Genomic DNA, 21304 nt, shown 5'->3' on the forward strand with positions numbered 1-21304 from the left:
GACGGGGGCGATTCCGGTGATTGCTACCAACCGGTACCGTGAACGCCATGTCGCCGAAGGCCCGTTCGCTACGGCAGTTCGTCGCCGTCCAGGCCCGCCGCGCCGCGCACGCGGCCGTGCACCGCGGCTGGGAGTGGATCCAGCGCCAGGGCGAGATCACCCCGCACACCCCCGGCCGCCGCCGGTTCGCCTACCTGGGCGAGGGCGCCTGCATCGGGTTCCCGGTCGGCGCCATCTACGGCGAGCCGTGGATCTCCATCGGCGACCACACGCTGGTCGGCACGCACTGCACGATCTCGGCGGGGTTCGTCCCCGGCCTGGACCTCGGCCCCGACCTGATCGTGCGGATTGGCAAGGGCTGCTCACTGGGCCGCGGCACGCACATCGTCGGCCACCAGTCCATCGAGATCGGCGACGACGTGTTCACCGGGCCGAACGTCTACATCACCGACCAGAACCACAGCTACGGCGACCTGGACATGCCGATCGGACGGCAGTGGCCCGAGAACAACCCGGTCGTGATCGGCGACGGCTGCTGGATTGGCACGGGCGCCATCATCCTGCCCGGCACCCGCCTGGGCCGGAACGTCGCGGTGGCGGGCGGCGCCGTGGTGCGCGGCGAGTTCCCCGACCACTCGGTGGTCGGCGGCGTCCCCGCCAAGCTGCTGCGCCGCTACGACGCCGAGCTGGGCTGGCAGCCGCCCCTGCGCAACCGCCCCCTGGCCTCCCTGGAGGAGCTGGACGGCCTGGCCGCGCTCACCCTGGACGACCTGCGCGAGGAAGCCAGCTGAACCGGCCGGGGCCGGCCCGGCACGACCGGTTCAGACGACGCCGGCGCGGCCCGCACAGAGGCAGGCCGCGCCGGGACAGGTATCTCAGGAAGGGCGGGGGTCTCCGCTGCGGCGGCTGCTGTGGGCGGCGGGACCGCGTCCCCCGTGCGGGGCACCGCGGCGTTCACCGCGCTCGGGGCGTCCGCCGGAACGGCGGCCGCGACGGTCGCGGTCGCCCGGCGCGCCGCGGTGGACCCGGCCGCGCGAACCGCCCGGACGGCGTCCCCCGCTCCGCTGCGGACGTTCGGGGATCAGCGGCTCCTCGATCGGGATGCCGGACGGCTGCCGCGCCCCCGTCAGGCGGACCAGCTCGTCGTCGCCGGACGCCACCCGGACGCGGCGGGCGTCGATGCCCGCCCGGCGGGTCATGGCGGTGGTCGCGCGCACCTGGTGCGGCAGCACGAGCGTCACCACCGTGCCCCGCTCGCCCGCGCGCGCCGTCCGGCCCGCGCGGTGCATGTAGTCCTTGTGGTCGGCGGGCGGGTCGACGTGCATGACCAGGCTGACGTCGTCGACGTGGATGCCGCGGGCGGCGACGTCGGTGGCGACCAGCACGTTGATCGAGCCCTCGCGGAACTCGGCCAGGGTGCGGGTGCGCAGGCCCTGGCTCTTGCCGCCGTGCAGGCCCGCGGCGCGCACCCCGACGTTGGTGAGCTGCTTGGTGAGCCGGTCCACGCCGTGCTTGGTGCGGGCGAACAGGATCGTCCGGCCCTCCCGGTTGGCGATCTCAGCGGTGATGAGGGCCTTCTCCTTGGGCGCCACCAGCAGCAGGTGGTGGTCCATGGTCGCGACGGGCTCGTCCACCGGGCCGATGGCGTGCGTCACCGGGTTGTCCAGGTAGCGCTTGACGAGCACGTCGACGTCGTCGTCCAGGGTGGCGGAGAACAGCAGCCGCTGCCCGCCCGGCCGGGCCTGGTCGAGGATGTCGGTGACGTCGGGCAGGAAGCCCATGTCGGCCATGTGGTCGGCCTCGTCCAGCACGACGATGCGCGTGTCGCCGAGGTCGCAGGCGTCCTGGCGCATGAGGTCCTTGAGCCGCCCGGGGGTGGCGACCAGCACCTCGACGCCGCGGCGCAGCGCGTCGATCTGCTTGAACATCGAGGTCTGCCCGATGACGGTCTTGAACCGCAGGCCGACGGACCGGCCGAGCGGCTCCAGGTTCGTCTGGACCTGCTGGGCCAGCTCGCGCGTGGGCACCAGGATCAGGGCGAGGGGACGCTTGGGCTGGGCCCTCTGCCCGGCCAGGCGGGCCAGCAGCGGCAGGCCGAACGCCAGGGTCTTGCCGGAGCCGGTCTTGCCGCGGCCGAGCACGTCCCGTGCGGCCAGCACGTCGGGGATCGCGGCGGCCTGGATGGGGAAGGGTTCGTGGATGCCCTGCCGGGACAACGCCGCCACGAGCTGGTCGGGCAGCCCGAGTTCGGCGAAGGAGGGCAGAGCGATGTGGTTGTCAGCGGGCGGTACGGTCACGCATTACCTTCCGAGAGGGGGCTACGTCTCGGGAGGCCACCTCGGATCTCGGAGCGGTGGGCTGCGCGGACGAGCCGGACGCGGGGGCGTCGAAGAAAAATCGGTTCGGCCAGTCTAACGCCGGGACGGCACGCGTTTATGCCCGATCCTCTGGGATCCCTCTCACCACAGCCGTCTGCGAGACGGGGTGGGGGGCCTGGACGGTGACGCCGCCGAAAAGGGAGAACGCGCGAATCCGCAGGGTGGGCGCGTCGGGCGGCAACGGCTCGCAGTCGTCGTCCGCGCGTCCGCCGAACAGCCCGGCGGCGCGCAGCAGGCTGCCGCCCTCCAGGACGACCCGCACGCCGTGCGGCACGCACACCGTCACCCCGCCGAGCAGGGAGACCTTGGTCAGCGTGACCTCGGGGGCGGTCAGCTGCGCGTCGCGCAGGTCGAGGCAGGTGCCGCCGACGACGCTGAGCGACACCAGGTGCCGGTCCATGTGCCAGCGTCCGTGCCGCCGCAGGCCGCCCACGGGCGCCACGTGCCACTCGGTGCCGCCCTCGGCCGCGGCGTCGCCTTCGGCCGCGGCGTCGCCTTCGGCCGCGGCGTCGCCCTCGGGCAGATCGCGGACGAGCCGTTCGAGATCGTCCCGGGTGCGGGCGAAGTGGATCTCCTCGACCCGCGCGCTGTAGTCGCGCAGGCTGAGCAGGCCCTGGCCGCAGGCCCGGTTGAGCCGGGCCACGACGGCGTCGCGCGCCGCGTCCGGCACCGTCTCCGCGTCCGCCCTTCGCCGTGGACGCGCCGTTTGGCCTAGTTGTTCCATATCGCAGGTCCTACCCAAGAAGTCCGAGATAGTGCAAGGTTCGACAATCAAATCCGAGACGACCGGAGCCTCCCGCAGACTCCGCCTCGCCTGGCCACCCGTACCACTCGGTGCAGCCGGTGGATGTCAGGTGTTGCGCGGGACCACCAGGCCGGATTCGTAGGCGAGGACCACGAGCTGAGCGCGGTCACGGACATGCAGTTTGGCCATGGCCCGGTTGATGTGGGTCTTCGCGGTCATCGGGCTGATCACCATGCGGTCGGCGATCTGGTCGTTGGACAGGCCCCGCGCGACCAGGGCGACCGCCTCGCGTTCGCGGTTGGTCAGCTCTTCCAGCTCCGTGCCGACGCCGGTGCCGAGCGGCTGGGTGACGTACCTGTTGATCAGCTTGCGGGTGATCGAGGGGGCGAGCAGGGCGTCGCCGCGCGCGGCGACGCGCACGGCGTGCAGGAAGTCCTCCGGCTGGATGTCCTTGACGAGGAATCCCGCCGCGCCGGCGCGCAGCGCGTTGAAGACGTACTCGTCCAGGCCATAGTTGGTCAGGATGACGACGTGCACCCCGGCCAGGGTCGGGTCCGCGGCGATGCGCCGGGTCGCCTCGATGCCGTCGACGACCGGCATCTGGATGTCGATGAGCGCGATGTCGGGCAGGTGTTCCCTGGCCAGCGCCAGGGCCTCCTGCCCGTCGGCGGCCTCGGCCACCACCTCGATGTCGTCTTCGAGGTCGAGGAGCGCGCGGAATCCGCTGCGGATGAGCGGCTGGTCGTCGACCAGCAGGACACGGATCATGACGTCTGGTCCACGGGGAGTTCGGCCTGGACGGTGAAGCCGCCCTCGCTGGGCGGTTCGGCGCGCAGCCGGCCGCCGAGGGCGGTGACCCGTTCGCGCATGCCCAGCAGCCCCACACCGGGCGTCGGGGCGGTGCCCGGCGCGGCCTTGCCGTCGTCATCGATGCGTATCGCGAGGACGTCCGGGCGGTAGTCGATCCGAACCGACGCCGTGGCGGCGTCCGCGTGCCGGGCGATGTTGGTCAGCGACTCCTGAACGATCCGGTAGACGGTCCGGTCCACCGCCGCAGGCACGTCGTGCCGGTCGCCCTCGATCGTCAGCGTCGTGTCCAGGCCGATGGTACGGGCCCGTTGCACCAGTTCCGGGACGTGGTCGAGCCCACGCGGCGGGGCCGTGTCGTCGTCGCGCAGCGCCTCCAGGGTCGCGCGCAGCTCCCGGGTGGCCTCACGACCGGCCTCCTGGATCGCCAGGAGGGCCTCCGGCACCTGTTCGCCACGCCTGCGGGCCACATGGACGGCGACCTCGGCCTGCACCTTGATGATGGAGATCTGGTGGGTGAGCGAATCGTGCAGCTCCCGCGCGATGCGCAACCGCTCCTCGTTGGCGCGGCGCCGCGCGGTCTCCTCCCGAGTCCGCTCGGCTTCGTCCGCCCGCCGCTCGGCCTGCCGCACCGCCTCCCCCGCGGCGCCCGCGGCGATCAGCCAGGCTATCTCGAGGGCGCCCCGGGACCGCGCGAACGCCTCGCCCGTGTCGTGCAGGCCCGAGGCCAGGGCCGCCAGAGGGAGAGCGGCCAACATGGTCACACTCGCCGCCACCGTGATGGTGCGGTGTCCCGCCCGTACGGCCGCGTACACGGCGAACAGGTACGCGACGGCGGGCACGTCGAAACCGGCCGCCTGGTAGCCCAGCGCGCACAGCCCGGTGACGACCAGGACGGGCACCGGAGCGCGGCGGCGCGCGGCCAGCGCCAGGCCGCCGACCGTCAGCGGCACGTAGCCGAGCAGGTCGAGGTCCGCGGCGGAGTGCTGCCCGGACAGCCCGGTGACCAGCAGGAGCGTCGCCACCCCGGCGGCGATCGCCCAGTCCCTGGCATCGATCCGTCCCCTGCCCATGCGCGCACCCTAGCCGGGTGTTCACGCGGGTCGGCTCCTGCGCTCGGATGATCAGTCGGCTACCGCGCACGCGGTACCTTCCGGCCCCTGCGACGTCCGCGGTAGCCGGATGCGACGTCGGCGGCAGCGCGAATTGCCCACCTCCGCCGGACGACCGGCGGCAGACCCGGCGGTCATGATCAGGCGACTTCCAGTCGCAGAGGAGAAGGAGCGCCCCATGTCCGTCCGTCACCTGCTCGCCGCCGCCGCGACCGCCCTGCTCAGCGGGATCGTGCTCGCCACACCGGCAGCCGCGCACGTCTCGGCCGAACCGGCCGCCGCCGGCGCCTACGACCTGAGCCCCGGACGACTCGGGGCCATCGTGGCCGCGCTGTTGGGGCTGGTCAGCGTGGTCATCGGCGGGCTGGTCCTGGCCCGTCCCACCGGTCGCGGACGAAGCAGGGCCAACATGGCCTTGGCGGCGGGACTCATCGGCATGGCCCTCGGCGGAGTGGTCGTCGCCACCGCCGACGGCGGTCTCGGCACCGGCAACGGCCTCGGCGGGGGCATCGTCGCCCTGACACTGGGCCTGATCGGCACAGCCCTCAGCGCCCTCTCCCTGACCCGCTCCCGCCAAACCAACTGACGGTCCGCGCTTTGGGGTGAAGGTATGGGGCTTCGACCCCGGACACCTGGCCTGCGAAGCCGCTCATGCACCGCGGAGAACGCAGCGCAGGCCCTCACCGTCGCCCGAGCCAGCGGGTCGATGAGAATCCTGTCCATGGTCACCTCAGTTGCCACGGACCTGGCGTCGTATGGGACCTGGCCCCGGTCGCCGCGCTCCTGGCCGACGTCGCGGATACACGGGCCGTGTGATGGCCGTCGATGGTGAAGTCGCCGCGGTGCGGCGGGCGATCGCGCTGTCAGCGTTGGGCCTCGGCAGCACCAGTCCCAATCCACCCGTCGGCTGCGTCATCCTGGACCTGAACGGCAATGTCGCCGGAGAGGGCTACCACCTGCGCAAAGGCCGGCCACACGCCGAGGCCAATGCGCTGGCCGCCGCCGGGCCGCGCGGCCAGGGCGGAACCGCCGTGGTCACTTTGGAGCCGTGCTGCCACCACGGCCGCACACCCCCATGCCACCAGGCGCTGCTCGACGCCGGCATCGCGCGGGTCGTCGTCGCGTTGATCGACCCGACGTCCCGTGACGATGGCGGTGTGGCCAAACTGCGCGCCGAAGGTGTCGACGTGGAGGTCGGTGTACTGGCCGACGAGGCCCGCATCGTCCTCGGCCCATGGCTCCACGCGCTGCACACCCGGCGCCCGCACGTCACTTGGGGCCGTCTCGCCGCGAGCTCCCCAGAGCTGGCGGCGCTGCGGGTCGGCGTGGACGCCGTGCTGCGCGGGACCGGCCGTGTTGAGGAAGGCCGGCCCGGCGCGCACGCACCGGACGTCTTCCAGTTGCACGACGTCGACATGGCCACCGGGCCCCACGCCGTCCTGGAAAGCCTGTACGGGCAGGGGGTGCGCAGCGTCCTGCTGGACGCTGACGATGTGGTGGCCGGGGCGTGGTTGGCCGCCGGGCTCGTGGACCGGCTCGTTGCACACACAGCGGATCAGGGCCCGTCGTCCCCCGGCAAGGCATGTCCGCTGCCGGAAGGCTTCGCGCTGGTCTCGACAACCCGCGTGGCGTCCGGCGCGCTGGTGGAGGCGCGGAAGACCCGGTAAACGCGACACGCCTGCTGGTCCAACCACCGCAGTTCGCACATCCAGCCCGAAAGGCGATCGGGGCGGAAGGGCAGGAAGCGGGCCTGAGCGGTGGAAGCCCAGGTGGGGGATTGTTCCTTCTGGGTGGAGGCACGGGGATTCGAACCCCGGACACCTGGCTTGCAAAGCCAGTGCTCTGCCAACTGAGCTATGCCCCCTGGTGGGCGCCGCGGGCGCGGCAGGCGACAGCTTACCCGGGTGCGGCGCTCAGCGTGTCATCGTCGCGCGTGCCGCCGGACGTGGTGAGGACCAGGTCGGGGAAGTCGGCGATGCTGGGCAGCACGTGGGTGGCGCCGGCGCGCAGGAGGCGGTCGCGGTCGTGGGCGCCGGTGAGGACGCCGGCGACGATCGAGGCGCCCGCGCGGCGGCCGGACAGGACGTCGTTCTCGGTGTCGCCGCAGACGGCGATGTGCCGGACGTCGTCGACGTTCAGGTGGAGCGCGGCGGACAGGACGAGGTCGGGCCAGGGACGGCCCCGGTGGTCCTCGTCGGGGCACAGCGCCAGCTTGACGCGGTCCCACCAGCCCAGGGCGTCCAGGATCCGGCCGAGGGTGCGCTGGCTGAACCCGGTGATCAGGCACACGTGGACCCCGGCGCCGGCCAGCCGTTCGATGGCGGTCTCGGCGCCGGGCACGGGGACCACGCCCCGCCGGTCGACGATCAGGTCGTAGGCGCGTTCGAACGACAGGTGCGCGGCCCGCGCGCGGGCCTCGTCCTCCGGGAACAGCGCCCGGAAGATCTCGATCTTGGGTCGTCCACGCCAGTCGCGCACCCGCGCCATCGCGCGTTCGTGCGCCGCCGTGCCGGGCGCGATGCCCAGCGCTGCGATCGCCTCGGCGAAGGCGGTCTCCACGGCGTCCCCGTCGGCGACCGTGGTCCCGGCGAGATCGAGGCAGGCGACGGTGATCCGCCCCGCTCCGGTCACGCCGGGCCCTCCTCGAAGTCGGTCTCCCGTCCGCCGCGAAAGCCGCGTCGGTGGATCAGTTGTCGGAGGACGTCGCCTCGGTCCACAGGTCCAGCTCGGCACGGTCCTGCTGCAGCCGACGCCACACGACGAAGCCACCGAGAGCGACGACAGCGAGAACAAGCAGCTTCTTCACGGTGGGACCCCTTACCTCGACTATGAAGCCAGCCCCTGGGGAAGGAACGGATGCGAAAAGAGTCTCCCCCAGGCTCTCCGCAGCCTAGCAACCGATGCCGGTCGGTCCGCACCCCAACACCGGTATCGGACAAGGTGTCCGGTCCGTCCAGGCCGGACCGCGCGACCCCGGGGGGAGGGGGGCGAATGCGCGCTGAGGACGACTTCGGTCTCTGGGAGCAGGAGCTGCGACGCGACCGGGCGGACGCGGCCGAGGACCGCGGCGGCCAGCGCGGCATGCTGCTGGTGGCGATCATGACGATGCTGGGCTGCACGGCGATGATCGCGATCGGTCAGACGCCGCTGGGGGCGGCGGGGCTGGTGGTGTCCGGGCTGATCCTGCTGCTGTGGCGGACGGGCTGGTGACCGGCGATCTCCGCCCGGAGCCGCGAAGTGATCTCGTCGGTGGTCAAATGAAGACACGACCACCGAACGGACATTTGGGGGATGCATGAGTGACACCGCACGTCCCGCGACCGCCAGCGGCACGTTCACGATCGGCGGCGACCTGACCGTGCACCGGCTCGGCTACGGCGCCATGCAGATCACCGGGCCGGGCGTGTGGGGCGAGCCCGCCGACCGCGACGAGGCCGTCCGGGTGCTGCGCCGTGCCGTCGAGCTGGGGGTCGACCTCATCGACACCGCCGACTCCTACGGCCCCTTCGTCAGCGAGGATCTGATCGCCGAGGCGCTGTACCCGTACCCGGAGGGCCTGGTGATCGCGACCAAGGGCGGCCTGACCCGGCCGGGTCCGCACCGCTGGCTGCCGGTGGGGCGTCCGGAGTACCTGCGGCAGTGCGTGGAGATGAGCCTGCGCCGGCTGCGGCTGGAGCGCATCGACCTGTACCAGCTGCACCGCATCGACCCGAAGGTGCCGCTGGAGGAGCAGCTGGGCGTGCTGCGCGAGCTGCGGGACGAGGGCAAGATCCGCCACATCGGGCTGTCCGAGGTGACGGTGGAGGAGATCCGGGCCGCGCGCGAGCACGTCGAGGTGGCGTCGGTCCAGAACCTCTACAACCTGACCGAGCGCAAGTCCCAGGACGTCCTGGAGTACTGCGAGAGCGAGAAGATCGGGTTCATCCCGTGGTTCCCGCTGGCGACCGGGGAGCTGGCCAAGCCGGGCGGGGTGCTGGCCGAGGCGTCGGCCCGGCACGACGCCAGCCCGGCGCAGCTCGCGCTGGCGTGGCTGCTGCACCGGTCCCCGGTGATGCTCCCGATCCCGGGCACGTCCAAGGTCGCCCACCTCGAGGACAACGTGGCGGCGGCGACGATCTCGCTGACCGGCGAGGAGGTCTCCGATCTCACCGAGCTGGCCTAGGCGCGCGCGGGTCCGGTGTCCTCGGCGACGGGCCGGGCGGGGAGTTCGGCGGACGCCGGGGGCGCCGGAGGCGGCGCGTCCTGGGCGCGGCGGGCGGTGGCCATGAGCGAGCCGCACAGGATCAGGGCGAACGCGGCGGCGATCGTCAGGGTGAGCGGCTCGTCGAGGACGAGCACGCCCGCGGTGACCGCCACGGCCGGGTTGACGTAGGTGAACACCATGGCGCGGGACGTGCCGGCCTCCCGGATCAGCTCGAAGAACACCAGGAAGGCCAGGGCCGTGCACACCACGCCGAGCCCGGCGAGGGCCGCCAGGACGCGGCCATCGGGCAGGTCGGCGGGCCAGGTCGCCAGCGCCGGGGGCGTGTAGACCAGCGCGGCCAGGGTGAGGCAGGACGCGGTCAGCGGCAGGCTCGGCACGTCCCCCAGCCGGCGCGCCACGATCATCGGCGCGATGGCGTAACCGACGACGACGAGCAGCACCTCGGCCACCGGCCACACGGCGGCGTCGCCGCCGCCCAGGTGCGGCGCGGCGAGGACGGTGACGCCGCCGAGCCCCAGCAGCAGCCCGGCCCAGCGCAGCGGGCCGAGGCGTTCGGTGTCACCGGTCGCGCGGGCGAGGACGGCCCCGACGATGGGCACGGCGGCGATCAGCAGGCCGGTCATGGAGCTGGACAGGTGGCGTTCGGCGTCCGACAGCAGCGCCCACGGTCCGATGATCTCCATCGCGGCGAACGCGAGCACCGGCCGCCAGTGGCGGCGCACCCGGTCGAAGCCGCCGGCCCGGACGGCGAGCGGCAGCAGCACCAGGGCGCCGAGCGCGGTGCGCGCGAACACCAGCACGGGCACCGACACCCCGTCCACGGCCACCTTGATCATCAGGTAGGGGACGCCCCACAGAACGCTCATCAGCGCGAACAGCACCCAGCCGCGGCGACTCACCGCACCCTCCGCTACGTTCCCGGCCGCCGGACGGCCCGGCGCGCGCAGAGGTCAGCTTGGGGCGATGCGGACGATTCCGTCTTGAACGCTGTTGCGGTACGCGCCGGGCGTGACGCCCATTACGCGGCGGAACCAGCGCGTCAGGTGGGCCTGGTCGGCGAAGCCCACGTGGGCGGCCGCCTGTGCGGGACGGTGCCCCGCGTCCAGCAGCGCACGGGCGCGGGAGACCCGGTACTGGGCGAGCCACGCGTACGGCGGCATTCCCGTGGCGTCGCGGAACGCGCGTAGGAGGCGGTAGCGCGACATGCCCATCTCGGCGGCCAGTTCCGCGAGCGTGGGAGGGTTCGTCAGCTCGTCCGCCAGGCGTTGGGCGACCGTTTGGGCGATGTCGCGTCCGGCTGAGGGTGTGCCACGGTCGGGGGAGAAGACGGCGTGCCTGTGGACGAGCGTGCCCAGCACCCACAGCAACCGCGACTCGGCCTCCAGCACGTCCAACGCCCTGGGGCGGGTCAGGGCGCGGTGGGCCAGCCCGAGCTCTCGGGCGAGTTGCGCGTCCTGGATGACCGGAGTGGGGAAGCGTGGCAGGGTGCCGGGGCGGCGGGCGTCCTCCGACACCAGATCGGCCGCCGGGTACAGCACCCGGTAGGCGAAGCCCTCGGTGCCTGCGGGGCCGCCGGTGTGGGTCTCGCCGGGCTCCAGGACGACCAGCGCCCCTGGGCCCGCGTAGAGACGGCCGCCCCGGTACTGGATGACCTCCAGGCCGTCCGTGCAGACGCCGATCGCGTACTCGGCGTGGGTGTGCGGCGCGTAGTGACGCCGTCCTATGCGGGCGGTCAGCAGGTCCAGGGACGCGCCCCGGATGCCGTTGACGCGCGTCCAGACGGCCTTGTCCCGGGCCGCAGGTGGGCCCGGGAGCGGGCGATGGGTCGTGTCAGGCGGGGAAGACATGCCGGAGCCGCCAGCGGTCGGCGTCACGGCCCAGCTCCGCGACCGCAACACCTTCGGCGCTGTTGACTCGCACCCGGTAGACCGTGCCGTGCGGGGGCGCCGCGTAGGTCTTCAGGACCGCGGCCACGGCGTAGCGGGCCCCCCGCCATTCGTACGCGGTGAGCCGTCCGGAGGCGTCGTGCTCGGCGCGGATCGGCTCGTTGAGAAGCTGCCCCATGGTTCCGCGAGCCTAGCACCGTTCGAACGTATGTTCGCAGGTTGGAGGCCGCGTGGGACGGCTCCGGAAGGGCCCGGATCGGCGTCCCCGCAGGGCCCGTGGGCCCGTGCGGCACCCGCGGAGATTTTACGTGTCCGGATGCGGCCCGGCCGCGAACCGCCACACCGCCGCGCGCCACACCGCCGCGCGCCGCGAGCCGGGAGCGGAGTTGACTTCATGTGCACATGAAGTCGCAGCATGCCCGGCATGTCCATCGACGCACTCATCGCGCGGCTCGACGCGTTCGACGCCGACCCGGCCGCGGTCCGGCTGCGCACCCGTTCCTACGAACTCCTCGGCGACCCCGCCGGCCTGGTGGCCGACGTGGGATGCGGCGCGGGCCGGGCCGTGGCCGAACTGGCCGACCGGGGCGTGCACGCGGTCGGCGTCGACGTCAGCGAGCGGATGATCGAGCTGGCCCGCCGCCGGTGGCCCGGCGCCGACTTCCGGATCGGCGGCGCCGGCGAACTGCCGTTCGGCGACGGCGCGCTCGCCGGGTACCGCGCGGACAAGGTGCTCCACGAGCTGGCCGACCCGGCGCGCGCCCTGGCAGAGGCGCGGCGGGTGCTCGCCCCCGGCGGACGCGTCGTCCTGGTCGCCCAGGACTGGGACACGTTCGTGCTCGACTCGTCCGCCCCCGAGCTCACCAGGCGCATCGTGCACGCCCGCGCCGACCAGATCCCCTCCCCGCGTGTGGCCCGCGCGCACCGCTCCCTGCTGCTGGACGCCGGGTTCGTGGACGTGGCGGTCGAGGTGCACACGGGCGTCTTCACCGGCCGGACGGCCGAGCCGATGCTGGGGGCGCTGGCGGCCGCGGCCGAGGCGGCCTGCGCGTCCGGCGCGGTGACGCGCGCGGAGGCGGACGGCTGGCTGGCCGAGCAGCGCGACCGCGTCCGCTCTGACCGTTTCCTCCTGGCCGTGCCGATGTTCGTGGCCGCCGCGACCCGCCCGCCCGCCACCACCTAGCACACCTGTGGATATCAACAGGCTGTGGAAAACTTTGTGCACACGCTCCGACCGGTGCGCACGCGCACCTGGACGCCTTGTCTCCACACGGAAATCCCCAGCGGACCGGGCTTTCCGCAGCCCGTTGAGCGAGTTTTGCACAATCGTCCCGGCCAAACGATCACCTGTGGACATTCCCCAGGCGTCCACAGCCTGTGGATAACCACGGTGCACAACCTGGGGGTGAGCGGCGGGGCGATGGTCCACCGCTCATCCCCACCTCCACCCCCAACCCCCGGACCGCTTATCCACTCGGTGGATAACGCGCTGACCAGGCGACACAGGTGAGATGATCACTCACCGCACCCGTCCATTCACAATCTGTGGACAAATCGTCTCCACAGTGCCGCCGGACAGGTGGATGACGTCACCCACCGTCTGTCCCCAGGACGGTCCCCAGGGACGGGCGGGTGTGGAGGACACGATCCCGGCAGGACGCACCCCGGTTCCACGCGACACACCGTCAGCGCGCGGGGCGTTGTTCCTCAGAGGTCGTCCAGGTTCACGGCGGCGGCGATGGCCAGGGCGCCCGCGTCGTTGGGGTGCAGGCCGTCCATGAACACGTAGCCGGGACGCGGCCGTTGCGGGTCCCCCGGGTCGGCCATGGCGCGGTCCACGTCCAGCACCGCGTCGTACTCGCCGCTGGTGCGCATCCACTCGTTGACCTGCCGGCGAACCTTCTCCGCCTCCTGGCTCCAGATCGGGAACAGCGCGCCCTTCATCGGCAGGATGGTCGCGCCGATCGCCTTGATCCCGTGGGCGTGCGCCTCCCGGATCAACCGGCGGTGGCCGTCGATCAGTTCCTCCGCGCTCACCTTCGGATTCGGCCGGACGCACGGGTCGTCCACCTGCGGAGCCCCGATGTCGTTGGCCCCCAGATGCACGATCACCGCGCGGACGCCGGGACGGCCGAGCACGTCGCGACGGAAGCGGCCGACGCCGCTCTGTCCGCCGCACGCCGAGTCGCGCAGCAGCTTGCCGGTGCCGACCCCCGCGTTGACGACGCCGAACGGGCGGCGCGCCGCGGCCAGCCGCTCGGCCAGGCCGTCGGGGAGGCGGCGGTCGGCGCCCGAGGTCGTGCCCACCCCGTCCACGAGCGAGTCGCCGAGGACGACCACCGTCCGCCGCCCGGCCCGGCCGCCGTCCACATCGATGCCGCTCAGGAAGTACCAGGAGCCCGTGGACGCGCCGAACGCCTCGGCGCCGACGTCCGACAGGTGGTCGCCGTCCGCCCGGTAGGTGGAGTCGAGCGCGAAGCGGTGGAAGGTGGCCGGGCCGGTGGCGCCGGTGAACCGCAGGTTCACCGTCAGCCGTTCCAGCGGCGACGTGCGCAGGGGCACCGCGTCGCTGACCACCTCCCGCCCGGGCGGGATCACCGTGCCGGGGGCGCCGCCGAACGTCACCTTCCGCAGGCTGTCCGGCCACACCAGGGCGCCGCCCGCCGACCTGCCCACCGTCGCGCCGTCCACCCGCAGCGGCCTGGTGCCGAACACGTTGGACAGGCGGACGCGCATCCGCGTCCCGCCCACACCGACCCGCACGACCTGCCGGACGGTCTGGTTCCGGAAGCCCTCCTTCGACCAGTTCTGCCCGGAGTCCTCATCGCCCGCCACCGGGGGCTGCACGGCCGCGCCCCAGCCCCCCACCCAGGTCGTGGCGTTGGACTTGGTGACGCCGGCCCATGCCGCCGCCACCGCCGGACGGGACGGCGAGGTGTGCACCATCCCCGCGACGAGCGCCAGACCGACGACGCTGCCCAGCGTTATCTGCACGCCCCGGGCGGGTGAGTTCAGGATTCGCATGCGTCTGAGCCTTCCGGCCGGAAGGCTGGGGCACAGCGGGGCTGCCTCCCCGCCCGGGGGTGCGGTTTCCCCCACCATGGCGTCAACGCCGGACACGGCTACGCGGCGGAACCTTTCCCCGGAGGCGGGCGGTTCCTTTCGCCGCCGACATATCTTCCACAGGTTGTGGATAACTCGCCCGGCAGTACCTGAGCAGGGACGACGCGGATGGATCGCGATCTTGTAGGAGGCGTCGTCCCCAGGCCGGAGAGCGCGGCCATGATCGCACACCGCCTCGAACGCCGCCTACGATGCGAAGGTGAGCGACGATGGACGCGTCCGTCAGGCCGCCCTCGCCACCACCGCCACGCGCACCGACTCCCGCCTGTGGCCGATCCTGGTGATTCGTACGGCCGACTGGGCCGCGCCCGTCCGGAACGACGCCAGGACCGTCCTGCGGGATGCGCTCGCCGCCACCTACGGCAGCTCCTACAACGCCGCGCTGCTCAAGGCCATCGACGTGGCCCTGCAGATACGCGAACAGCACCGTGCCGACGCTGCCATGGCGCTGGTGACCGAGGCCGTACGCAACAGCCCGCCGGAGGTGCTGGCCGCCGCACGCGAATCCCGGAGCCTGCCGGCGCGGCGATGGGCCTATCGGCTGTGGCTGGACGGCACGGTTCCCTCGGACACGCTCGTCGACGCCGCCTTGCGGGAGACCGAGATCGTCTGCCGCATGCTGTGCGCCGAGGCGGCCGCTGAGCGCGCTCTGGCAGAGGGAAACGCCCAGCCGCTGGAACGAATGCTCACTTCGCGCAACGAACGCGTACGGGCAGAGGCCCTCACCGCATTGGTCAAGCTGGGCCGTGCCGACCGCGGACGGGATTTCCTCACCAGCCGCTCCGCGCTGATGCGGGCCACCGCTCAGTGGGCCGTACGGCAAACGGGCGCCGACCCAGTGGAGTTGTACCGCTCCGCCCAGGCGTCCCCTGCTGAGCTGCCGGGGCTGGTGGCGGGCCTGGGCGAATGCGGGGACGCGCGGGACGTCGAACGAGTGCGCCCCTACCTGCGTCACGAACGTCCACGGGTGCGAGCCGCCGCCGTCCGCGCCTTCCACCGGCTCGGCAGGCCGGACGAAGAGGTCGCGGCGTTGCTGACGGATCCGTCCCCGGCCGTGGTCCGCGCGGTGACGCGGCGACGGGTGACCGCCCTGCCCCTGGAACGGCTCCAAGAGCTGGTGGCCGATGCCGCACAGCCGCGTCACGTCCGCCAGGGCGCGTTCCACCTGGTGAAGACCCACGGCGCCTGGGCACGGGTCGAGGCCGACCTTCTGCTGCTCGCCTCCGATGACCCGGCCCTGGGGCGGCTCGCCCGCGCGGATCTGCTGGCGTGGGTGTACGGGGACTCCGCCACCGTGTACACGACGCCGTCCCCGCGAACACGCGAACGGCTGCGCGCACTCGCCGACCAGGCCGGGCCGCGCCTCGGCGACGACGGGCTGCGCCGGCTGCGCTGGCTCCTCGGCCACGACCGCCCCTGACCGCCGGGCCCCACGCGGCAGCCCTCCCGGCACCGAGCGAGCGGACGGCCGATTCCGGCAAGGCGCACATGGCTTCCAGACCCGTCGGGAAGGATCTTCGCCAAGCGCCGAAAACAACCCCGGAACGGTCATGCACGCCATTTCAAAAGGTCCGGTGAACCACACATCACACCGGTTCGTCGGAATACCACAGGGGTCCATTTCCCCAGAACTCGACCTATGAGAAGGTGATCACACCGCCATTCGCCTAGGCTCGCGACAGGACCGGCGGTCGAAGCCGTGAACGCCGGTACGCCCACCCCCCGAAGGCCGACCATGGAACCGCGGCACCACACGATCTTCTGCGTCGACATGGTGGACTCCACCAAGAGGCCCACCGACTGGCATCGGCGCGTGGCGCGGGACGGCATGTACCGGGCGCTGCGCCGGGCGTTCGTGCGGGCCCGGCTGCCCTGGTACCTGCCCTGGCGGCGGCACCGCGAGGACCGCGGGGACGGCGCGCTCATCCTGGTCTCCGCGTCGGTGCCGACCGCGCGGGCGCTGAAGGCGCTGCCGCACCTGGCCCGCGAGCTGGCGGCGCACAACGCCACCACCAACGCCGGCGCGCACATCCGGCTGCGGGTCGTCCTGCACGCCGGAGAGGTGGGCCACGACCCCCACGGGGTGTCCGGCAAGGCGGTCGACGACGCTTTCCGGCTGCTGGAGGCGCCGGAATTCAAGGCGGTGGCCCGTGAAACGGACGCCGCCGTGAGCGTCATCGTCTCCGATTCGTTCTACAACGGCGTCGTCAAACAGGGCGGTCCGCACAACGATCCGGGCGATTACCGGCCGCTGACGGCGTCGGTGCGGCAGGACCGGCCCGCGCGGGCGTGGACGAGGTCGTTTCCCGCGCCGCGGCTGCGCGTCCGCGTCACGGGCCTGTCGGCGCCGCGCCGTCTCGGCGGCGTCGTGGCGGTGGGCGTGGTGACGCTGGCGCTGCTGAGCCTGGTGCCGGGGGAGTCGCGGCCGCTGTTCTGCGACCGCCCGCCGGTGCAGGTCCGGGTGCGGGTGTCCGCCGAGAAGGCCGACGTCGTCCAGGCGCTGACCCAGGATTTCGAGAGCCGCCGCCGGCGCGAGGCGAGCGGCTGCCGGGCGGCCGACATCAACGTGGTGACGGCGTCCAACGCGGGCGGCATCGAAGAATCGATCAGGCAGGGCTGGCTGACGCGCAGCCCGGCCCAGGCGGCCGTCGAGCAGACGGCGACGACGGCGCAGGCCACCGGCGGTGAGGTGTCCGACGAGGCGGACGTGTGGCTGCCCGACTCCTCCCTGGAGGTCGAGCAGTTGCGGGAGGTGCTGCGCGCCCAGCGGATCGGCACGGTCACGCTGGGCGTCAGGGGGTCGGTCACCGGATCGCGCCTGGTGGTGGGCGTGCCCCGGCCCATGGCCGACGAGCTCCGCCTGACCGGACGCCAGTACCGGGACCTGTCCTGGGACGAGGTGCTGGCATGGCCGCAGCACGGCTACCTGTTCGGCCGGGCCAGCCCCCGCACGTCCAGCACGGGCCTGGCGGCGACGGCCGCGCTGTACCGTGCCGCGCTGGGCCGCGACGTGCTGAACGAGGACACGCTGGGCGGCACGGAGGCGGCCACGCGGCTGCACGCCGTGGAGCAGGCCGTCGCCCGCGACGACGACGAGCCGGAGCGGCTGCTGTGCGCGGTGCGCACGTCCCCCGCCGGCAGCGACCTGCACGACAGGACGGCGGTGCTGGTCTCGCAGAAGGCGCTGATCGACTACCGTTCGGGCGGCTCGCTGGGCGGCCGCTGCCCGCTGCCGTCCGGCGCCGCCCAGCCCGACCTGCTGACGTTCGTGGTCCAGGCGGAGACGCCCTTGTTCGATCACCCGTACGTCGTGATCAACCGGACGCCGCAGGCGAGCCCCGAGCGGCGGCGGGTCATCGACGAGCTGTACCGGTTCCTGCTCACGCCCGAGGCGCAGCAGCGGTTCCGCGACGCCGGGTTCCACGACGTGAAGGGGCAGCTCCCGCTGCAGGACGTGGTGGTGACGCCGCGGCTGCTGGACCTCACCGGGAAGATCCACTACGGGCCGCTGCTGGAGGCGTGGGACCGCGTCCGCAGGTCCGCCGACGTGCTGATGGCGGTGGACGTGTCGCGGGCGATGGACGCCTCGTTCCCCGACGCCGGCGGCACCCGGCTGGCGGCCGCCGAGGACGCGATCACGCGGTCGCGGCGGCTCATGGGCGGACGCGACCAGATCGCGCTGTGGACGTTCGCCCGCGACCTGGACGGCCGCCGCGACCACCGCTCGGTGGTGCCGCTCGGGCCGCCCGACCGCGCGCAGAACGACCGGCTGAACAGGGTCCGGCTGGACACGGGCGGCCGCGGCACCGTCCTGTACGACCCCGTCCGCCAGGCCGTGCGGGAGCTGCGACGGTCCGGCGGCGACGGGCGGGGGCGCAAGCCCGCCGACGCGCCCACCAAGGCGCTGATCGTGATCGCCGACGGCACCGACGACGGCGGCGACGACCAGGCGCGGGCCGACCGGCTGCGCGCCGAGCTGCTGGACGGCGTCCCCGTCCGCCTCTACGTCCTGGCGTTCCACAGCGGCGGCTGCGAGAACGGCCTGGACCGGGTCGCGCAGGCGGGCGGCGGCGCGTGCTACCCGATCAACGACATGACCGCCATGCGCAAGGCGCTCGACGGCGTGGCGGCCGGGCTGTGGGGCAATCCCCGGCGGTCTACGTGAGGCCCGGCCGCGTGTCCCGCCCACGCGCGGCGCGCGGCCGACGACGAGGGAGTCGCGATGGAACTGGCTTCGCCGGCGCTCCGCCGGGCCGTGTCGGCGGTGGCGGCCGCGTCCGTGGCGGTGACGCTCGCGGCGGCGTGCACGTCCACGGGGCAGGACGACGAGGACGCCGACGGGGTGGGCCGCATCGTCTTCGCCGACAGCCACGACACCACCCGCGGCCGCCAGATCAAACGGCTGGTCGACGCCTGGAACGGCCGCCACCCCGACGAGCGCGTCGAGATGGTGGAGCTGCCGGAGAACTCCGACGACCAGCGGGCCCAGCTCGTCGCGCACGCCCAGGACGCGGCCGCCGCGCGGGAACGGGAGGCCGGCGGGGAGGCGGCCGCGGCGACGGGCGCCGACGCCTGCTACGACGTCGTCTCCATCGACATCATCCGCACGGCCGAATTCGCCCGCTGGGGCTACATCGTGCCGCTCGACCGCGACGAATTCGAGGCCGAGGCATTCCTGGCCAGGCCCATCGAAGGCGCCAGCTACCGGGGCGGACTGTGGGCGATTCCGCTGCGTGCGGATGTCGGGCTGCTGTATTACCGCAAGGACGTGCTCGACCAGGCCGGTGAACACGTCCCCAAAACCTGGGAGGCACTGCACAGGACGGCTCTGAGAGTGGCGCCCGCGAACAAGCTGGCGGGTTATGTCACCCAGCTGGGGGCCTACGAGGGATTCACCGTGAACGCCATGGAGGCGTTCTGGGACACGGGCGGGGAGATCCTCGGCCCCAAAGGCGAGATCCTCGCCAGGCCGGAGGCGCTGCGGGACGGAATCGACCGGCTGCACCAGGGCATTTCCGAGGGCTGGATTCCGCGGGAGACCCTGTCGTTCAACGAGGAGGGCAGCCGGGCGGCGTTCCAGGACGGCACGGCGCTGTTCATGCGCAACTGGACGTACGCCTACCAGGTGCTGAACTCCAGCGGCTCGCGCGTCGCCGGCAGATTCGGGGTGGCGCCGCTGCCGACTCCCTCGTCGCTGGGCGGCTGGAACCTGGCGTTGTCGCGCTGCTCGCGGCACCGCGACACGGCCCGGCGGTTCATGCGGTTCCTCACCGGCCCGGAGAGCCAGCGGACCCTGTTCAGCCAGGCCGGGGTCGCCCCGACCCGCAAGGCGCTCTACGACGACGCCGCGCTGCGGAGCGCGTATCCGCATCTGGCGATCATGCGGGAGGGAATCGAAGGGGCCCGCACCCGTCCGGTCACGCCCTATTACGACCAGGTGTCCAGCCTCATCCAGACGCATCTGCGCCGGGCGCTGGTCGAGCCCGGCACCATGAACCGCGAATGGGTCGCCGTCAGGGACCGGGAACTGAGAATCCTCAACGAGCAGATGCGCACGGCCGCGGACGGCCGGTGACGTTCGGGGCGGCCCTTTCGGGCCCTTCCGCCACGGGTGCGAGAGGATGGAGGGCATGGGACAGGTCACTGCCACCGCCGAGAAGACGGTCAAGGCGAGCCCGCAGCGGGTGCTGGAGGCGATCGGCGACTACGACGGCGTACGTTCGAGAACGCTCACCGGGCACTTCAGCGAGTACGAGGTGCGCGAGGGCGGCAAGGGCGACGGCACGGTGGTGCACTGGAAGCTGGCCGCCACCAGCAAGCGCGTCCGCGACTGCCTGATGTCGGTCAGCGTCCCCGACGAGAACACGCTCGTCGAACGCGACGCCAACTCCTCCATGGTCACCACCTGGACGGTCTCCCCCGCTGGTGATGGCACGCGCGTGCGCATCACCACCACCTGGAGCGGGGCGAGCGGCGTCGGCGGGTTCTTCGAACGCACCTTCGCGCCCCGCGGCCTGCAGCGCATCTACGACGAGCAGCTCGCCAAGCTCGAATCCGAGCTCGCCGGATGACGCGCGCCGCCGAGAACGCGGCAGGCGACGACGCGGCGGGTGAGCGGTACCGGCGCCATACGGCGCGCGTGCTGCTGGTGGACGACGCCGAGCGCATCCTGCTGTTCCGTTTCATGCGCGTGGGGGGCAGGCCCGACCTCGGCTACTGCTGGATCACGCCGGGCGGCGGCATCGACGACGGCGAGACCCTGCGCGAGGCGGCCGCCCGCGAACTGCGCGAGGAGACCGGCCTGGTCGTCGCGCCGGGCGAACTCGGCCCGTACGTCGCGGTCACGTCCGGCTACGCCGACCTGGGGTGGGCGAAGGGCCTGTTCCGGGAGGACTTCTTCCTGCACCGCACGGCCGCCTACGAGATCGACACGTCCGGGTTCGAGACCCTGGAACGCGACCAGATCACCGATCACCGCTGGTGGACGCTGGACGAGCTGCGGTCGGCCGACGAGCCCGTCTACCCGCTCGGCCTGGCGCCCCTGCTGGTCGACCTGCTCGCCGGACGCGTCCCCGACGAGCCCGTGCGTCTCCCCTGGCACCACTGAGCAGCCGGCTTCGCGAATCGGATTTTTCTGGACGACCATCCAACTCTTGGGGTGGACTGGTCGTCAATTTCTGTGCCGGTCCCCCGGGAACGCCCTGGTGCGCGCGTTCGAGGCGGGGTGGCCGTCCGGCCGTTGACGCCGGAGTCACGGATCATGGTCGCGTCGTCGCTCCCTGCGACACGAGCTGGTGAGAAGAGGAACAGTTGAACACCGAGGGTGGGCGTCCCGAAGAACCTCGTCATCCTTCCGAGCAGGGGTCCTGGGCCGACCCCGCCGCGGGCCGGCCCGCACCGGGTCAGGGCCAGGGGCAGCCTCCGTCCGCACACCCCCCGGGCCGGCCGCCAGGTATGGCCCAACCACCCGGCCAGCCACCCGGGCAGCCACCGGCAGGTCAGCCGTCCGGCCGGCCGCCGGCCTGGGCCGGGCAACCGGGCCGGCCGCC

21 protein-coding genes and 1 tRNA gene are annotated in these 21304 nt (G+C 72.8%); 11 read left to right on the top strand and 11 right to left on the bottom strand.

Going from position 1 to position 21304, the window contains the following annotated elements:
• Positions 1-47: 47 nt before the first annotated feature.
• Positions 48-791, top strand: coding sequence for an acyltransferase (locus ABZ801_RS02280; RefSeq protein WP_344942118.1), 744 nt, complete (start codon positions 48-50; stop codon positions 789-791).
• A gap of 84 nt (positions 792-875) precedes the next feature.
• Here ABZ801_RS02280 and ABZ801_RS02285 read toward each other — a convergent pair whose 3' ends face one another.
• From ABZ801_RS02285 to ABZ801_RS02300, 4 genes are all read right to left on the bottom strand, one after another.
• Positions 876-2297: a DEAD/DEAH box helicase gene (locus tag ABZ801_RS02285; protein ID WP_360691658.1), complete on the bottom strand. Its 1422-nt coding sequence runs from the start codon at positions 2295-2297 to the stop codon at positions 876-878.
• 136 nt (positions 2298-2433) lie between these two features.
• On the bottom strand, positions 2434-3048 hold the full coding sequence (locus ABZ801_RS02290) for a DUF1707 domain-containing protein (protein WP_360691661.1): 615 nt from the start codon (positions 3046-3048) through the stop codon (positions 2434-2436).
• 180 nt (positions 3049-3228) lie between these two features.
• Positions 3229-3891 carry a response regulator transcription factor gene (locus tag ABZ801_RS02295; RefSeq protein ID WP_360691664.1) on the bottom strand — a complete coding sequence of 221 codons (663 nt, stop codon included), beginning with the start codon at positions 3889-3891 and terminating at the stop codon, positions 3229-3231.
• Complete coding sequence (locus ABZ801_RS02300; RefSeq protein WP_360691667.1) at positions 3888-5003, bottom strand: sensor histidine kinase; 1116 nt, start codon at positions 5001-5003, stop codon at positions 3888-3890. Before ABZ801_RS02300 ends, ABZ801_RS02295 begins: the two co-directional genes overlap by 4 nt.
• A gap of 217 nt (positions 5004-5220) precedes the next feature.
• Here ABZ801_RS02300 and ABZ801_RS02305 point away from each other — a divergent pair, with 217 nt between their 5' ends.
• Together ABZ801_RS02305 and ribD are read left to right on the top strand one after the other, a co-directional pair.
• Entirely contained in the window at positions 5221-5628 is a 408-nt protein-coding gene (locus ABZ801_RS02305) for a DUF6223 family protein (RefSeq protein WP_360691671.1), read from the top strand.
• A 229-nt stretch (positions 5629-5857) separates the two neighbouring features.
• Entirely contained in the window at positions 5858-6709 is an 852-nt protein-coding gene (ribD, locus tag ABZ801_RS02310) for a bifunctional diaminohydroxyphosphoribosylaminopyrimidine deaminase/5-amino-6-(5-phosphoribosylamino)uracil reductase RibD (protein ID WP_360692677.1), read from the top strand.
• Between the two features lie 124 nt (positions 6710-6833).
• Here the strand turns inward: ribD and ABZ801_RS02315 are convergent.
• From ABZ801_RS02315 to ABZ801_RS02325, 3 genes are all read right to left on the bottom strand, one after another.
• Positions 6834-6906, bottom strand: a tRNA-Ala gene (locus ABZ801_RS02315).
• A gap of 32 nt (positions 6907-6938) precedes the next feature.
• Positions 6939-7673, bottom strand: coding sequence for an HAD family hydrolase (locus ABZ801_RS02320; RefSeq protein ID WP_360691674.1), 735 nt, complete (start codon positions 7671-7673; stop codon positions 6939-6941).
• Positions 7674-7728: 55 nt separating this feature from the next.
• Positions 7729-7848, bottom strand: coding sequence for a DLW-39 family protein (locus ABZ801_RS02325; protein WP_217998498.1), 120 nt, complete (start codon positions 7846-7848; stop codon positions 7729-7731).
• A gap of 185 nt (positions 7849-8033) precedes the next feature.
• On the opposite strand from ABZ801_RS02325, the gene ABZ801_RS02330 reads away from it, so the two are divergent.
• Both ABZ801_RS02330 and ABZ801_RS02335 read left to right on the top strand, forming a co-directional pair.
• Complete coding sequence (locus tag ABZ801_RS02330; protein ID WP_344942154.1) at positions 8034-8252, top strand: hypothetical protein; 219 nt, start codon at positions 8034-8036, stop codon at positions 8250-8252.
• An 85-nt stretch (positions 8253-8337) separates the two neighbouring features.
• Complete coding sequence (locus ABZ801_RS02335) at positions 8338-9204, top strand: aldo/keto reductase (RefSeq protein WP_360691678.1); 867 nt, start codon at positions 8338-8340, stop codon at positions 9202-9204.
• Here ABZ801_RS02335 and ABZ801_RS02340 read toward each other — a convergent pair.
• Genes ABZ801_RS02340 through ABZ801_RS02350 form a run of 3 tightly spaced genes read right to left on the bottom strand, consistent with a single transcriptional unit; the run spans position 9201 to position 11310 of the window.
• Positions 9201-10145, bottom strand: coding sequence for a DMT family transporter (locus ABZ801_RS02340; protein WP_360691681.1), 945 nt, complete (start codon positions 10143-10145; stop codon positions 9201-9203). The genes ABZ801_RS02335 and ABZ801_RS02340 overlap by 4 nt on opposite strands.
• A 51-nt stretch (positions 10146-10196) precedes the next feature.
• On the bottom strand, positions 10197-11093 hold the full coding sequence (locus ABZ801_RS02345) for an AraC family transcriptional regulator (RefSeq protein ID WP_360691684.1): 897 nt from the start codon (positions 11091-11093) through the stop codon (positions 10197-10199).
• Positions 11077-11310 (bottom strand): hypothetical protein, encoded by a 234-nt coding sequence (locus tag ABZ801_RS02350; RefSeq protein ID WP_344942166.1) that lies wholly within the window; start codon positions 11308-11310, stop codon positions 11077-11079. The genes ABZ801_RS02345 and ABZ801_RS02350 overlap by 17 nt, the downstream gene beginning before the upstream one ends.
• A gap of 246 nt (positions 11311-11556) precedes the next feature.
• Here ABZ801_RS02350 and ABZ801_RS02355 point away from each other — a divergent pair, with 246 nt between their 5' ends.
• A complete protein-coding gene (locus ABZ801_RS02355; protein ID WP_360691688.1) occupies positions 11557-12315 on the top strand; it encodes a methyltransferase domain-containing protein in 759 nt (252 codons plus the stop codon).
• A gap of 524 nt (positions 12316-12839) precedes the next feature.
• Here ABZ801_RS02355 and ABZ801_RS02360 read toward each other — a convergent pair.
• The gene (locus tag ABZ801_RS02360; RefSeq protein ID WP_360691691.1) at positions 12840-14156 is read right to left on the bottom strand and encodes an SGNH/GDSL hydrolase family protein; all 1317 of its coding nucleotides are present in this window, start codon (positions 14154-14156) and stop codon (positions 12840-12842) included.
• Between the two features lie 298 nt (positions 14157-14454).
• Between ABZ801_RS02360 and ABZ801_RS02365 the strand changes: the two genes are divergently transcribed.
• The 5 genes from ABZ801_RS02365 to ABZ801_RS02385 all read left to right on the top strand — a co-directional run bounded on the left by ABZ801_RS02365 (position 14455) and on the right by ABZ801_RS02385 (position 20862).
• On the top strand, positions 14455-15675 hold the full coding sequence (locus ABZ801_RS02365) for a hypothetical protein (protein WP_360691694.1): 1221 nt from the start codon (positions 14455-14457) through the stop codon (positions 15673-15675).
• A 315-nt stretch (positions 15676-15990) separates the two neighbouring features.
• A complete protein-coding gene (locus ABZ801_RS02370) occupies positions 15991-18420 on the top strand; it encodes a substrate-binding domain-containing protein (protein ID WP_360691697.1) in 2430 nt (809 codons plus the stop codon).
• 57 nt (positions 18421-18477) lie between these two features.
• Complete coding sequence (locus ABZ801_RS02375; protein WP_360691700.1) at positions 18478-19830, top strand: ABC transporter substrate-binding protein; 1353 nt, start codon at positions 18478-18480, stop codon at positions 19828-19830.
• A 55-nt stretch (positions 19831-19885) separates the two neighbouring features.
• Positions 19886-20326 carry an SRPBCC family protein gene (locus ABZ801_RS02380; protein WP_360691703.1) on the top strand — a complete coding sequence of 147 codons (441 nt, stop codon included), beginning with the start codon at positions 19886-19888 and terminating at the stop codon, positions 20324-20326.
• Positions 20323-20862 (top strand): NUDIX domain-containing protein, encoded by a 540-nt coding sequence (locus ABZ801_RS02385; RefSeq protein WP_360691706.1) that lies wholly within the window; start codon positions 20323-20325, stop codon positions 20860-20862. Before ABZ801_RS02380 ends, ABZ801_RS02385 begins: the two co-directional genes overlap by 4 nt.
• The last annotated feature ends 442 nt before the right edge of the window (positions 20863-21304 follow it).

It is taken from the genome of Actinomadura sp. NPDC047616 (genome assembly GCF_040642915.1).
Classification (GTDB): Bacteria; Actinomycetota; Actinomycetes; order Streptosporangiales; family Streptosporangiaceae; genus Spirillospora; species Spirillospora miaoliensis.